Origin of the sequence: Paenibacillus sp. FSL R5-0341, assembly GCF_037975235.1 — a bacterium.
Taxonomy (GTDB): Bacteria; Bacillota; Bacilli; order Paenibacillales; family Paenibacillaceae; genus Paenibacillus; species Paenibacillus amylolyticus_A.
Genome location: NZ_CP150241.1, coordinates 4,472,425 through 4,486,574, shown reverse-complemented (window position 1 = coordinate 4,486,574; position 14,150 = coordinate 4,472,425). Strand labels below are relative to the sequence as shown.

The window sequence follows — 14,150 nt, the reverse complement described above, 5'->3', positions numbered from 1 at the left end:
AATGAAAGCATGAAATTTTTGGATTACTTATTTTATAATCGCAGAGTCAACGGGACTGCCTTTTTTCTGTTTGCGGGATTTGCTTTGTTCTATGGTTTAATGAACGGCTCGTATGTTCTGTACATAGAAAATAATGCAGATATGCTTGGGAAATATAGCCCATTCAATACGACACTGTTTCCAATCAATTTATTCAACTTTGATCCTTCCATGTATTATGGGGACAACAGTTCTTCCGTTATTCATCCGCTGATTTCCTTTATGGCAGTCACCCTTGCGGCTGTAGCAAAGCTGCTGGGAGGCAACTGGTTCTTTCTAATCCTGCAATCGCTGGTGAATGCGGGTTCGGTGGTGCTGGCGTTTCTGTTCTTGAGTCAAAAAGAAGACAAACCGACCATCACACCGCTGCTGTTCGCTTTGTTGTTTGGTTTCAGTTCCTACTTAATGTATACTGCATTGATTCCAGACTCGTATCCGTATGTTCAGTTCGTTATAATGCTCTCTGTGATTTACATGCAGTATACTCGTGAGCGTCAGGACGTACGTTATGTACCTAATGCATTGATTGCGTCCATTAACTTCGGACTAACCTCGACCAATATCGTACCGTTTGCTGCTGCCACTTTCTTCAATATGCATGCATGGCGCAATAAGGCGAAACTGAAAAAGTACATTGGAATCATGGCACTGGCGGTTCTGATTATCGCCGTAGTTACCGGTATTCAGTATGTTGCCTTTGGAGGTCGCAGCTGGGTTAGTAACTGGCTATTGGGCATTCAAAATGGTGGAACCAGCTATGCAACACCATTCCAGTTCGCTGTTCACTGGAAAGCATTGATCATGCTGACCATCAATCCGATGCTGACACCGAAGATGCATTTATTGGACCCGGGCATGGCAGCCTTTGTTACGGATCTATCCCGTTCCAATCCAATCTATGTGCAGATTACAGGTATATTTATTTTACTATTGGCACTCGTGGGCTTCATTAAGGGCATTCGTGAAAGGGAAGTATGGACCCTTATGCCATATATTCTGTTTGCCTTTTTGCTTCATGTCGTCGTGGGCTTTGGATTGGCTGTATTTCAATATGATATGTACCTGTATGCGGGGCACTATCTGTTTGCGTTCTTCCTGTTGGGTGGAGGTTTTGTCATCAGCCTTCGTCCGGGACTGGGGAAAAAAGTGATTATAGGCTTGATCATATTATGTGTAATCGTTACGGCAAGTAACAACATCTATCGCCATGTAGAAACATTAACAACAATCAAGCAATCCTATGATCAATTGGAACAGGAACGCTCAGTGAAATAATCAAAATATATCTATTCATATAAGAAAATAAGAAAAGGCCATTGGATGGAAAGTCCAATGGCCTTTTCTTATTTAGTGTCGAGCAGATGAGTTAAGCAATAATTTTGGTCTTCTTGGCATTCTCGGCTGAACGTTTGGTGAGACTGCTGAGTGGACGTTTCAAAGCGAGAGCAACAATGAGACTCAGCGCAATGAACATACACAACCACAGAATATCCTTGATGGCAGTAGACCACAATATACCGCCGACCGACTCACGCAGCAGACTGATTGCATACGTGAAGGGCATGAACGGATTTAATGCCTGGAAAAAGGGTGATGTCATGCTGATTGGGAACGTACCGCCTGAGCTGGAGAACTGGAACACCATGAAGATGATGGCGATCCCTTTTCCGATATTCCCAAAAACGGACAGCAGGGTGTACGTTATGGTGACAAATACGGCACTCACCAGCATGGCAAACAGGACAAACCACAGTTTATCTGCGACATAGGTACCAAGGATTAAGATATCTCCCAGGGTGACGCATATCGCCTGAAGTAACCCAATGGTCAGAAAGGTAGCGAGACGTCCAAGATATAATTCATATCCCCGGAACCTGCCCTCTGGATTTTCAGCTTCGGCACGAAGCAGAGAAATCAGCAGTGTTGAGCCAACCCACAAGGACAGCACGCCATAAAATGGTGACATGGCCGATCCATAATTCGGAATTGGGTAAAGCTGTTGTTCCTTGATTTGCACCGGACTTGCAAGGAAAGCACTTTCTTCTTCGATATCGCCGCGCAAAAGTTTGGCGAGCTCGGCAAACTGGTTATTACCTTCGACTTCCCTAAGTTTGTCAGCAGCCTTACTGATGGCACTTTCTAATGCTGGCAGATCATCACGTACCAGCGTGGCAACACGATGTACTCCTTTTTCGACCTCCGGAAGCTGGTTCTGGACAAATTCGGATGCTTTGCCTATCTGTTTCTCGGCATTAGGCAGATCATTACGAACAAAATCAGCCGCTTCGTTCAGTTTGTTTCCCAGCTTGGGCAGATCGTTTCGAATTAATGAAGACACGGTGTTCAAAGCTTGGATAAAACCTTCACTTTTGTTCGCGAGTGTCTCTGATATCTCATGGATCTTAGATTGTATTTGAGGCAGGTCGCTCTGGATTTTTGTCAACTCGGTCTGCCCAAACGTAATTCCTTCTTTGGCAGATGCAAGAATGTCCGCAATATCCCGAATTCGATCTTTTGCTCCTTGTAGTGTACTTGCTGAAGTGGAGAGGATGGATCTTAGTTTATCCGCTCCAGCCGATAGAGCCGGCGATATATCACTTTCGTAAGTGTTCAAGAAATTGCCAATGCCGCTGCTAATGTCCTTGGAGAGCGTATTTAACTGAGCGATGACATCTGCGGGCAGTGTTGTATTGCGACGTATGGCATCACTCATGATCCCAGCCAGACGGATTTGCAACTGAAGTTTATCTGAAACGGAGTTCAGTTGTGTAATTTTATCGGCAAGTGGATGGCTTGGAAGCAAGTTGTCTATTTTGCCCAGGAGTTCTGACATACTGTCCACGAGTTTTACCGCAATCCCTAAACGCGAAGCAATCCGGTCGAGATCTTCTGCTGTAGGAAGGTTTTCAAGATCCGAATTTTGCAATTGTGCAAATACGTCTCCAGCAGCGTTAGTAATCTGCTGCACCAGCAGCAGATTTTGACGGATCGTTGGGCCAATAGCCTGAAACGCTTCTTCGCTAGAATCTACAAATTGATTCAGGCCTTCGGCCAGCTCAATCCCGTTGCCGGCGATTTGTGATACTTTGTCCAGATCTTGTTCTGCGGCCGTGACGATAGACAGAGCTTTGTTGGTTTTATCCAGTGCTGTTTGAATAACACCTGATACGTGACCAAAGTTTTCATCCACTTCTCGAATGCGTTCTACCGCTTTTTGTATATCCGGTATCCGCCCTTGAATAGCCAGCACTTCGGAAGCTGCAGCATTAATTTGTGGCCAATACTTCTGCACCTTGAGCACATACTGTGCCGCTTCATTAATTTCAGGCAGTTTTTTTTCGATTTCAACGATCTTTTGAGCATCTTTTACAATCTCAGGCATGGCTTTTTCTACTTCCAGTACCTTTTGACCAGCGGCTTGTATGGCCGGAAGATTTTTCTCCAGTGTGAAAATGCCATTCTCCATCTTTCGCAAAGTTGGAAGCTGGGCGTTAACTTCAACCCCGGCTTCCTTCAACTTGGTTAGAACGGCCTCACTGACGGCTTCAGTGAAACTCTCATTGATTTGCGTTGTTATGGCAGATACACCAGAGCCTGTGATTTTAGGGGCAATGGCATTCACCTTCTCATTAACGGTATAGATCACCTCTGGGCGCTCCAGCTTTCCGTCAACGATACCTGTAATTTTGGATGAAAAGTCTCCGGGAATGAGCAGGCTTGCATAATAATCTCCAGTCTGTACACCCCGACTAGCCTCGGTCCGATCTACAAAAGTCCAGCCCAGCTTTTCATTGTGTTTGAGGCTGGATACCAGTTCGTCTCCGATATTAACATTGGTTCCTTCAACAGTTGCACCCTTGTCCTCGGTTGTCACTGCAATTTTGATCCCCTGGGTGTTACTGTACGGGTCCCATACGGACTTCACGTTGACCCAGTCATACACCCCGGGCAGTAAAATGATAGCCACAATTAAAAATATACCTGTGGGAACCTTCAGAATATGTAACCAGTCTGTTTTGTAAACGTGCCAAATGTGACGCATGACTTCCTCCTAAATGTACATAAATGTAGGGCGTATCTTATTTCTATGACGCATATTTGTGAATCGTATGTATATCGGCATTATGGCAGCATCTATGAATGGGTTCATGTTTATAAACTGTACCCATTTCAATTGGACCTAATGCAGAGCTTTCATATATTGCTTAAATGAGACTCACCGTTTCTTCTAAAAAGAAGTGTTTTGTCTCTCTACATAAGCATCTTCAAAGGTTTATTTTGGTTATAGCAAATTTCTCATTTGCCTATGGATAAATATGCAGAAATGTTGTATAATTATGAATAACCAATGAGATGTATTGTGCATGGATGTTTTTCAGCCTAACTGCTGATTCTAAGAAGAACGTAGCAGAGGGTTTTCACCTGCGATGGTGAGGTGTTGACAGGGGGTTGTCTTTCTGTCATAATTCATGAAGACAAACGGACATATTGATTACAGAACCCTGTGAGGTCCTGCAATATGAACGACATGAATAGCACCTTTAAATCAGTCCCGTGAGACTGGCAAGGTAACGTGAACGATACATCGTTTTTTGCTGCGGCAAATGAAGCGATGCATCCCCGAGAGTAAACTTTCTTCAGAGCGGTCTGAAGTTCGGAGACTCCTTGCCAATAAACACGGCAAGGAGTCTTTTTTGTTCTCCTCGTCACGGGGCCATGATGCTGAAGGGAAATCCTGAGGAGGCTGAACGCATGAGCACAGAGACACATGTCATTATGGATGAGACGGCGATCCGCCGCGCATTAACACGGATTGCCCATGAGATATTGGAGAAAAACAAAGGAATCGACGATTGTGTGTTGGTCGGTATCCGTACACGCGGGGTCTACCTGGCAGAACGGATCGCGGCCAAGATTGAAGAAATCGAAGGCGCCAAAGTACCCTGGGGAGAACTGGATGTGACTCCTTACCGCGATGACCGCTTGGATGAAAATAAAGCGAATCGCAAGGAAATGTTGATTATGACACCTGAATCACTTTCGATCCATAACAAAAAAGTGATTTTGTTCGATGATGTGCTCTATACCGGACGTACCATTCGCGCAGCAATGGATGCCCTGATGGACTGTGGAAGACCGCAGAACATTCAGCTGGCTGTACTCGCAGACCGCGGACACCGGGAACTTCCGATTCGACCTGATTTTATTGGCAAGAATGTGCCGACTTCCAAATCAGAGGAGATCGAGGTTGCACTCATGGAAACGGACGGACAGGACGAAGTCAAAATCACTCAGAACCGGGGGGAGCAAGCATGATGATTACACAACCAGCATTGAGAGACCGGAGCTTGCTTGGACTGAAGGAACTAAGCCGAGGAGAGATCGAGTCGATTCTGAACAGGGCAGCTCACTGGGAAGCACAGAAAGAAAAACTCGTTCCTGTACTGGAATCACGCTTCGTTGCGAACATGTTCTTCGAGAACAGCACACGTACCCGTTTCTCCTTCGAAATGGCAGAGAAACGACTGGGCGCACAAGTGCTGAACTTTACGGCAGCCGCATCCAGTGTGGAAAAAGGAGAGTCCATCTACGATACGGTACGCACACTTGAGTCGATGGGCATTGATGCAGGGGTGATCCGGTTGAAACCGGCAGGCGTTCTGCAACAACTGGCTCAGAAAGTGAGTGTTCCGCTCGTGAACGCCGGAGACGGCAACAATGAGCATCCTACACAGGCACTGCTGGACCTCTACACGATGAGGAAAGCATTTGGCGAACTGAAGGGCTTGCGTGTCTCCATCATTGGCGACATTCTGCATAGCCGCGTAGCGCGCTCCAACCTGTGGGCACTGCAAAAGTTTGGCGCAGATGTACGCTTCTGTGCACCACAAACGATGCAGGCACCTGAACTCGCAGAGCATGCTCCTTATGTCGGTCTTGAAGAAGCGCTGGATGCAGATGTAGTCATGATGCTCCGTGTTCAACTGGAACGTCATCAACATGGCTTAATTACTTCAGCTGAGGATTATCGCGAACACTACGGATTGACGGAAGAACGGGCATCACGTCTAAAACCTAGCACCATTATCATGCACCCTGCTCCTGTGAATCGCAACGTCGAGGTAGATGACGCGGTTGTGGAGAGTGAAGCATCGCGGATCTTCCCGCAGATGGCAAACGGCGTTCCCATCCGCATGGCGGTTATGGAACGTGCTATGAAACTGTAACAGGGTCTGGCTGTGGGTCATAGGCTGACGGTACGGTAGTTCTTATAGAGCAATAAGAGAGTACACGATAAAGAAAATCATCCGGCTTGCCTGGTAAGCCGGACAGAACCGAAGCGGAGGGCAATTATGCTACAGATTATAAAGAATGCAAACGTCTTGAACCAAAAAGGGGAACTTGAACGGAAAACCATCATTATAGATGAAGGTAAAATTAAAAAAATCGCTGGTCTGGAAGACCAAGCCGTACTCGATGCCGAAAAGTCAGCGCATAGTGTGACAGACGCATCAGGCAAACTGGTCATTCCGGGATTGATCGATATGCACGTGCATCTGCGTGAACCTGGATTCGAACACAAAGAGACGATCGAGACAGGTGCCCGTTCAGCAGCACAAGGTGGTTTTACAACGATCGCTTGCATGCCGAACACGAGACCAGTTACAGACACAGCGGAAGTTGTGAAACTGGTGTTGGATAAAGCCAAAGAAGCTGATCTGGTTAAAGTGCTGCCTTATGCAGCCATTACGAAAAACGAACTGGGTCGTGAACTTACCGACTTTGCCGCATTAAAAGAAGCAGGGGCTATCGGATTCACGGATGACGGTGTAGGCGTACAAAACGCTCAAATGATGAAAGATGCTATGAGCCTCGCCGCTAGCATGGATATGCCCGTGATCGCACATTGTGAAGATGACTCACTGGTTGTCGGTGGATATGTGACGGAAGGCGAGTTTTCGAAGCGTCACGGCATCAAAGGGATTCCAAATGAATCCGAGGCCATCCACGTTGGCCGTGATATCCTGCTTGCTGAAGCAACGGGAGTTCATTACCACGTTTGCCACGTAAGTACAGAACAGTCGGTTCGCCTGATCCGTCTGGCGAAGTCCATCGGCATTAAAGTAACTGCTGAGGTGTGTCCACACCATCTGGTGTTGTCGGATGAAGATATCCCGGGTATGGACGCCAACTGGAAAATGAACCCGCCACTACGTTCACCACGTGATGTGCAGGCGTGTATCGAAGGTTTGCTGGACGGTACGCTGGACATGATCGTAACCGATCACGCGCCACACAGTGAAGAAGAGAAAGCTAAAGGCATGGAGTTGGCACCTTTCGGAATCGTTGGATTCGAAACAGCTTTCCCACTGCTGTACACGAAGTTTGTTGAGACAGGACTGTGGAGCTTGGACTTCCTGGTTAAGCGCATGACTGCTGATCCGGCACGTGTATTCCGACTGGATACAGGCAAACTGGAAGAGGGAGCACCAGCGGATATCACGATGATTGACCTGAACGAGGAAAAAGCAGTTGATCCTGCAACGTTTGCCACCAAAGGAAGAAACACACCATTCACAGGCTGGAAGCTGAAAGGCTGGGCCGTACAAACATGGGTGGATGGCAAAAGCGTGTGGAATAACACGGTACAACAGTAAAACGGTAATTTAGTAAATTGATAAATTAGTAACTCTATATCTTTAACTCTTTAAATCAGTAACAGTAATTCTGAACTTTTTAAAATAACAAATCTTTTTAACTCTAAAACGTAATCTTCAACTTTTACACCAGTAACATCTTTACAACTAACTCGAGGCAGATTTATGCCGAGAGTCCAATATACGAAACAAGCAAAGTTGAATGTCATGATTTTGAACGTGGGACACCAACGTAACTGCGTAGTGGGCAGAAAGAACCCGAAGAAGCAAAGCGTTCGCCTTTATCACCGGATTACATCATTTGAAAAATGATAAAAAGTAATCCGGGGATAACAGCGATCAAAGGGTCTTCTGCCCACGGAGCCACACCGTACGTAACGTCCCCCATGTTCAACTCAAAGTATTCAACGTTGATAAACACAGAGGAGTGAAATGGGATGCAGGCACAGGCAAGATTATTGTTGGAAGACGGCACACTGTTCACCGGGAAAGCATTCGGTGCTGAAGGTGAAACGACAGGTGAGGTCGTTTTTAATACGGGAATTACAGGCTATCAAGAGGTGCTTTCGGATCCTTCCTATTGCGGTCAAATCGTAACCATGACGTATCCGCTGATCGGAAACTACGGCATTACGCGTGATGACTTTGAGTCGATTCGTCCATACGTACACGGTTTCGTCGTGCGTCGTCATGAGCCAACGCCAAGCAACTGGCGTGCGGAATATAGCGTAGACAATCTGCTCAAGGAATACGGCATCGTAGGAATCAGCGAAATTGATACACGCATGTTGACTCGCCGGATTCGTCACCACGGCACAATGAAGGGAATTCTCACAACAGGATCGAAGCCTGTGGAAGAACTGCTGGAGATGATGGGAGATACCACGATCGCCGAGCTGCGTAACCAGGTGCCTATGACTTCTACGGAGCATGTCTACAACAGCCCGGGAACGGCTGAACGTATTGTGCTTGTGGATTATGGTGCGAAAACAGGAATCTTGCGCGAACTCAGCAAACGTAACTGTGACGTTGTTGTTGTTCCACACGATGTAACAGCAGACGAGATTCGTCGCCTGAACCCGGACGGCATTCAACTGTCCAACGGCCCTGGGGACCCGAAAGACGTACCTCACGCAGTTAAAATGATCAGTGAACTGCTTGGCGAATATCCGATCTTCGGCATCTGCCTGGGTCACCAATTGTTCGCACTTGCGGCAGGAGCAGACACCGAAAAACTTAAGTTTGGACATCGCGGAGGAAACCACCCGGTGAAAGAACTCGAGAGCGGACGTTGCTTCATCACATCCCAGAACCATGGATTTACCGTAAACGAAGAGTCTGTGAAGAGTACAGACCTGGAAGTTACACATATCAACAATAACGATAAGACCATTGAAGGTCTGAAACATAAATCATTCCCGGCATTCTCGGTTCAATATCACCCTGAAGCAGCCCCGGGTCCTTACGACAACAGCTATCTGTTTGACCGCTTCATCGAGATGATTCGCGAGCACAAGATCACTAACCCGCAAAAGCCGCGTCAAGCCGTATTGGCAGCCGCAGTGAAAGGAGCACAATAACATGCCGATTAACAAAGATCTCAAAAAAATCCTGGTGATTGGTTCCGGTCCAATCGTCATCGGTCAAGCGGCCGAGTTCGACTATGCCGGCACACAAGCTTGCCAGGCTCTGAAAGAAGAAGGCGTGGAAGTTGTACTTATCAACAGCAACCCGGCTACCATTATGACGGATACAAACATGGCTGACAAAGTATACATTGAGCCCATCACACTGGATTTTGTAACCCAAATCATTCGTCAAGAGCGTCCAGACGGCTTGCTGCCAACACTGGGTGGTCAGACAGGTCTGAACATGGCGGTAGAACTGGCACGTGCAGGCGTGCTGGAACGTGAAAATGTGAAATTGCTCGGAACACAGCTGACTTCCATCGAGAAAGCGGAAGATCGTGATCTGTTCCGTGACCTGATGCGTGAATTGGAACAGCCTGTACCTGAGAGTGTGATCGTGACGACACTTGAAGAATCACTTGAATTTGCAAATGAGATTGGTTATCCAATTATCGTACGTCCAGCCTATACGCTGGGCGGAACAGGCGGCGGAATCTGTGCGAACGAAGAAGAGCTGCGCGAGACGGTGGTAGCGGGAATTCGTTACAGCCCGATTGGGCAATGTCTGGTCGAGAAGAGCATTGCAGGCATGAAAGAAGTCGAGTATGAAGTGATGCGGGACAAAAACGATAACTGTATCGTTGTCTGCAACATGGAAAACTTTGACCCGGTAGGGGTTCATACAGGCGACAGTATCGTCGTAGCACCAAGCCAAACTCTGTCGGACCGTGAATATCAAATGCTGCGTTCAGCTTCCCTGAAAATCATCCGTGCCCTGAATATCGAGGGTGGATGTAACGTACAGTTTGCACTGGACCCACACAGCTTCCAATACTATGTTATCGAAGTAAATCCACGGGTAAGTCGTTCATCAGCTCTGGCTTCCAAAGCAACGGGTTATCCGATTGCCAAAATGGCTGCCAAAATTGCCATGGGCTACACGTTGGATGAAATCGTGAACCCAGTAACAGGCCAAACGTATGCTTGCTTCGAGCCTACACTGGATTACATCGTGAGCAAAATTCCTCGCTGGCCGTTCGACAAGTTCATCTCAGCGAACCGTAAACTGGGAACTCAGATGAAAGCAACAGGCGAAGTTATGGCGATTGGCCGGACATTCGAGGAGTCGATTCACAAAGCAGTTCGTTCCCTGGAAATTGGCGTACATCGCCTCTACCTGAAGGATGCCGAAACGCTGGACGAAGCTACCCTGAACGAGCGTCTGATCAAAGCAGATGATGAGCGTATCTTCCTGATTGCCGAGGCATTCCGCAGAGGTTACACGTTGCAACAACTACAGGATCTGACCAAGATCGACTGGTGGTTCCTGGACAAAATCGAAGGTCTGATCGCATTCGAAGATCGCATTCGTGAAGAATCCGAATTGTCTTCTGACATTCTGTATCAAGCGAAACGCCTTGGATTCACAGACCGTGCCATTGCGGAACTGCGTGCGCAAGGTCAACCTGGAGGCACATTAACAACTGAAGCGGAAGTTAGAACTCGCCGGGAAGCAGAGAACCTGCGCCCAGTGTACAAAATGGTAGATACATGTGCGGCTGAGTTCGAAGCAACAACGCCATATTACTACTCAACTTACGAGACAGAGAATGAAGTTATCCCTTCAGACAAGCAAAAAGTTGTGGTGCTGGGTTCAGGACCAATCCGGATCGGTCAAGGGATTGAGTTTGACTACTCTACTGTTCACGCAGTATGGGCATTGCAAAAAGCAGGCTATGAAGCAGTTATTATCAACAATAACCCGGAGACGGTGTCTACGGACTTTAATACATCCGATCGCCTGTACTTTGAACCGCTCTTCTTCGAAGATGTCATGAACGTGATTGAACAGGAGAAACCAGTAGGGGTTATCGTACAGTTTGGTGGTCAAACAGCTATCAACTTGGCAGCACCACTGCGTAATGCAGGTGTAACCATTCTCGGAACGGATCTGGAAAGCATCGATGAGGCGGAGGACCGCAAGAAGTTCGAGCGTCTGCTCTCCCGTCTGGAGATTGCACAGCCGAAAGGTAAAACGGTCATTTCCGTTGATGACGCGGTAGAAACAGCTCAAAGCCTGGGCTACCCGGTACTGGTTCGTCCTTCCTATGTACTCGGCGGTCGTGCGATGGAGATTGTATACTCCGATGCAGAATTGCTGACATACATGGAACAGGCGGTTAAAATCAATCCGGAGCATCCGGTCCTGATCGACCGTTATATGATGGGTAAAGAAGTTGAGGTTGACGCCATCTGTGATGGTGAAACGGTATTAATTCCAGGAATCATGGAACATATCGAGCGTGCAGGGGTTCACTCTGGTGACTCCATCGCGGTATATCCTCCTCAACACCTGTCCCAGGATATGAAAGAGAAAATTGTAGAGATTACAATCAAAATTGCAAAAGAACTGAAAACGGTCGGTCTGGTCAACATCCAGTTTGTTATCCATGATGGCCAAGTGTACATTATCGAGGTGAACCCGCGTTCATCCCGTACCGTACCATTCCTGAGCAAAGTAACCAACATTCCGATGGCGAACCTGGCAACACAAGCCATTCTGGGTGTGAAACTGAAAGATCTTGGCTATGTCGATGGACTGTGGCCTGAATCGGATCATGTATCGGTCAAAGTTCCGGTCTTCTCCTTCGCGAAGCTGCGTCGTGTTGAACCAACCCTCGGACCTGAGATGAAGTCTACAGGTGAGGTTATGGGCCGTGACCCGAATTACGCTAAAGCGTTGTTCAAAGGTCTCATCGGCGCAGGAATGAAAATTCCGGCAACCGGAGCGATCGTAGTAACTGTAGCAGACAAAGACAAGGACGAAGCGGTTCCTTTGCTCGAAGGTTTCTACAGACTGGGTTACAAAATCATGGCTACCGGGGGAACAGCAGCTGCGCTTGAAGCAGCGAACATTCCGGTAACGACTGTGAACAAATTAAGTGAAGGTTCGCCGAACATTCTCGATATGATCCGTAGCGGCGAAGCGAACTTTGTCTTCAACACACTGACCAAAGGCAAAACACCGCAGCGTGATGGATTCCGTATCCGTCGTGAAGCGGTAGAAAACGGCATTGTATGTATGACTTCATTGGATACGATTCGTGCGCTGCTGATCATGCTGCAAACGATCAACTTCTCTTCGGAAGCAATGCCTGTCTTTGTAAAATAAATAACTCTCTGATGAAGGACATCAGTCAGCCTGCGGGCTGGCGGGATGTCCTTTATATCGGGCAAAAACGGAAAAAATGAGCAAGTGGAGGGGAGCGCTGGTGATGAATCACACGAATTTCAATGAAATGGCTGGCCGTCTGATGGTGGCACTGGATTACCCTGGAGCTGAAGAAGCGAAAGCATTGGTACAAGCTCTTGAAGGCATTCCCTGTTATCTGAAGGTGGGCATGCAGCTGTTCTACGCAGCAGGACCGGACTTTATTCGGGAGCTGAAATCCAAAGGCTACTCCGTTTTTCTGGATGTGAAAATGCATGATATTCCCAACACCGTTCGTGGCGGTGCTGAGAGTATCACACGTCTTGGGGTAGACATGTTCAATGTACATGCAGCGGGGGGAACCCTCATGATGCGTGCTGCACGTGAAGGTGCTGAGGCGGCGATCGCTGCCGATCCTTCCCTTAACAAGCCTGAGATCATTGCAGTGACCCAATTGACCAGTACAAGCCTGGAAACAATGAATACCGAGATTGGCATTCCGGGAAGTGTGGAAGCTGCTGTGGTTCGTTATGCAGGACTAGCCCAAGAGGCCGGCCTGGATGGGGTTGTTGCTTCTCCACTGGAAGTGCCCGCAATTCGGGCAGCGTGCGGCAGTGCTTTTCACACCGTTACTCCAGGAATTCGTCCAGCGGGTAGTGGTCTGGGAGATCAGACACGCGTCTTGACGCCAGGTGAAGCTATTGCCAGAGGCAGTCATTACATTGTTGTAGGCAGACCCATTACAGGCGCTTCCAATCCGCGTGAAGCGGCAGAAACCATTTTGAAGGAGATGTTGAACGCATGATCGAACTGAATGAGATTCCAAATCATATTGCTTCCCAACTGTTAAAAATTAAAGCCGTGGCGTTGCGTCCGCAACAACCATTTACATGGACATCCGGCATCAAATCACCAATTTATTGTGATAATCGCTTAACGATGTCCTACCCCGAGATTCGCAACGATATCGCTGAAGCTTTTGCAACAATCATTCGTAACCAGTATCCAGATGCAGAAGTCATCGCAGGTACGGCAACCGCAGGTATTCCGCATGCTGCATGGGTAGCTCAGAAGCTGAATCTGCCGATGGCTTACATTAGGGATAAAGCGAAAGGACATGGTAAGGAGAACCTGATTGAAGGTCTGATTACCGAAGGACAGAAAGTGGTTGTTATTGAAGATCTGATCTCCACAGGTGGAAGCTCGATCAAAGCAGCCGAAGCTGTACGCGTAGCAGGTGCAACACCTCTCGCCGTGCTTGCGATCTTCAGCTATCAGCTGGACAAAGGTGTTAAAGCATTCGAAGATGCTGGAATTCCACTTCAGACGCTGTCCAATTATACGGCTCTGATGGATGTAGCTTTGGCTCAGGGAACGATTCAGGAGAGTGATTTTGAATTGCTTAAATCCTGGCGTGAAGATCCTTCTTCATTTGGTAAATAATATCATTGATACCTCGAAAAAATGTTCAGGAATGAACGGTATCAAAATTGTAATGATTGCCGTCATAACGGCAAAACCATCGAATATACAAGAGGCATCCCGCACTTTGGGGTGCTTTTTTCGTTTGTTCATCAAAATATTAACTTTTTCACTCTACCGTTGTAAAAAGCT

Annotated in this window: 9 protein-coding genes; 8 read left to right on the top strand and 1 reads right to left on the bottom strand. The window is 47.4% G+C overall.

What is annotated here, in order from left to right; genetic code table 11:
- The first annotated feature begins 9 nt into the window (after positions 1-9).
- Entirely contained in the window at positions 10-1,314 is a 1,305-nt protein-coding gene (locus tag MKX75_RS20125; RefSeq protein WP_339166541.1) for a DUF6080 domain-containing protein, read from the top strand.
- A gap of 91 nt (positions 1,315-1,405) precedes the next feature.
- On the opposite strand, the gene MKX75_RS20120 is transcribed toward MKX75_RS20125, so the two are convergent.
- Complete coding sequence (locus MKX75_RS20120; protein WP_339166540.1) at positions 1,406-4,081, bottom strand: YhgE/Pip domain-containing protein; 2,676 nt, start codon at positions 4,079-4,081, stop codon at positions 1,406-1,408.
- A gap of 710 nt (positions 4,082-4,791) precedes the next feature.
- Between MKX75_RS20120 and pyrR the strand changes: the two genes are divergently transcribed.
- From pyrR to pyrE, 7 genes are all read left to right on the top strand, one after another.
- Positions 4,792-5,355 (top strand): bifunctional pyr operon transcriptional regulator/uracil phosphoribosyltransferase PyrR, encoded by a 564-nt coding sequence (pyrR, locus tag MKX75_RS20115; RefSeq protein WP_017687330.1) that lies wholly within the window; start codon positions 4,792-4,794, stop codon positions 5,353-5,355.
- Positions 5,355-6,266, top strand: a complete 912-nt coding sequence (locus MKX75_RS20110) for an aspartate carbamoyltransferase catalytic subunit (protein ID WP_139331913.1) — start codon at positions 5,355-5,357, stop codon at positions 6,264-6,266. The genes pyrR and MKX75_RS20110 overlap by 1 nt, the downstream gene beginning before the upstream one ends.
- 126 nt (positions 6,267-6,392) lie before the next feature.
- Positions 6,393-7,697 carry a dihydroorotase gene (locus tag MKX75_RS20105; RefSeq protein ID WP_339166539.1) on the top strand — a complete coding sequence of 435 codons (1,305 nt, stop codon included), beginning with the start codon at positions 6,393-6,395 and terminating at the stop codon, positions 7,695-7,697.
- Between the two features lie 437 nt (positions 7,698-8,134).
- Positions 8,135-9,277: a glutamine-hydrolyzing carbamoyl-phosphate synthase small subunit gene (gene carA, locus MKX75_RS20100; RefSeq protein ID WP_062835434.1), complete on the top strand. Its 1,143-nt coding sequence runs from the start codon at positions 8,135-8,137 to the stop codon at positions 9,275-9,277.
- 1 nt (position 9,278) lies between these two features.
- Positions 9,279-12,497, top strand: coding sequence for a carbamoyl-phosphate synthase large subunit (gene carB, locus MKX75_RS20095; RefSeq protein ID WP_062835433.1), 3,219 nt, complete (start codon positions 9,279-9,281; stop codon positions 12,495-12,497).
- A gap of 103 nt (positions 12,498-12,600) precedes the next feature.
- A complete protein-coding gene (pyrF, locus tag MKX75_RS20090) occupies positions 12,601-13,341 on the top strand; it encodes an orotidine-5'-phosphate decarboxylase (RefSeq protein WP_339166537.1) in 741 nt (246 codons plus the stop codon).
- A complete protein-coding gene (gene pyrE / locus MKX75_RS20085) occupies positions 13,338-13,979 on the top strand; it encodes an orotate phosphoribosyltransferase (protein ID WP_036674850.1) in 642 nt (213 codons plus the stop codon). The genes pyrF and pyrE overlap by 4 nt, the downstream gene beginning before the upstream one ends.
- Positions 13,980-14,150: the final 171 nt, after the last annotated feature.